The organism is Candidatus Ichthyocystis sparus, from assembly GCF_900078745.1.
GTDB lineage: Bacteria > Pseudomonadota > Gammaproteobacteria > Burkholderiales > 2013Ark19i > Ichthyocystis > Ichthyocystis sparus.
Genome location: NZ_FKII01000100.1, coordinates 1 through 1,219 on the forward strand (window position 1 = coordinate 1; position 1,219 = coordinate 1,219).

The 1,219-nt window shown below is 38.4% G+C and carries 1 protein-coding gene; it reads right to left on the minus strand.

What is annotated here, in order from left to right; translation table 11 throughout:
• Window positions 1-1,219 (minus strand): hypothetical protein (locus A6733_RS09280; protein ID WP_176696815.1); only part of this gene is annotated, 1,219 nt, incomplete at both ends.

Here is a 1,219-nt window from a genome sequence, read left to right on the forward strand (position 1 = left end):
TGTAGAGACAGCACTAGTTGCAGACACACTACCAGGTTGATCTTTATAAAGAAGCAATTTAACAAATCTAGAAGAAGATTGATCACAATCCCCCTTTAGCAGCAATAAAGATCTTGACTCTGTACCATCAACCTCACATTCACTACCACGCCCCAACCCCTTTCTTTTACTTATAACAAATCTTAGATATTTGCGTCTTTGAGCCATTGAAAATGCTACTATAGGAACACCAACAACATCTAGAACATTAATAAAATTTCCACAACTAACATCGCCCAATGATCCATCTTCTAGTCCGGCAAAAACTTTATCAGCTACTTCATTCCATTCCAAGTCAAATATAGACTCCACTTCCTTACGAATAGCACAATCTAGCTTCGATAAAAAATCTAGTAACTCAGCTCCACTCAACGGCACTGGTCCACTATCAGAGGAACTTGACGATACTAGAATACCATCAAGAGCACGTATAAGATTAGGATAATGCCTATAATGATACATACAAATGAACTTACACATAAATTTAGATAGATGCAGTTCCTTATAAGTTTTGAACCAAATAACTTTCTCAAGCGACGAAAGTTCGCTAGCCACTATCGTTGAGATGTAGTTGATCGTCGAATGCGAGAAAGATTTGTTGGTAAATTTACGAACTTCGTGAAAGATCTTATCAATTAATTTAGCACTATCAGAATGTAACTCAACACCTAGCAAATCAAAACACTGAACAGATAGTGAAATACAAGAGGAGGAGGGAATTGTAGAACTAATAACTCTAGCCTCATCACGAGCATAAACAGGAACAGAAATACCGCTGCTTCCCTTATGTATCTTTGCTGCAACCGGAGCAGAGGAAGACCCACCACCAGAGTCTCCAACAGAAGACATCAGAGTCAATTCAGAATGTGCAACAGAAGACTCTCCTAATGACAACGAAGGGCCCAATTGTGAACCAGATCTTCTTGCAAGTCTCATAGCTTCTAACATCGCCGATGATGCTAACGGAGGAATATCAGCAATCTTTAGGACATCAACAAAATCTTTACAACTAACAGTAGTCAATGACTCTTCTTCCAAAGTAACACAAACTTCACTCCAACAAGAGTCAAAAACAGACTTCACCTCATCATTGATAGCACAATCTAGCCTCGATAAAAAATCTAACAACATATTTCCAGTTAATGGCACTACATCACTGCCAGAAGAATTAGACAATACT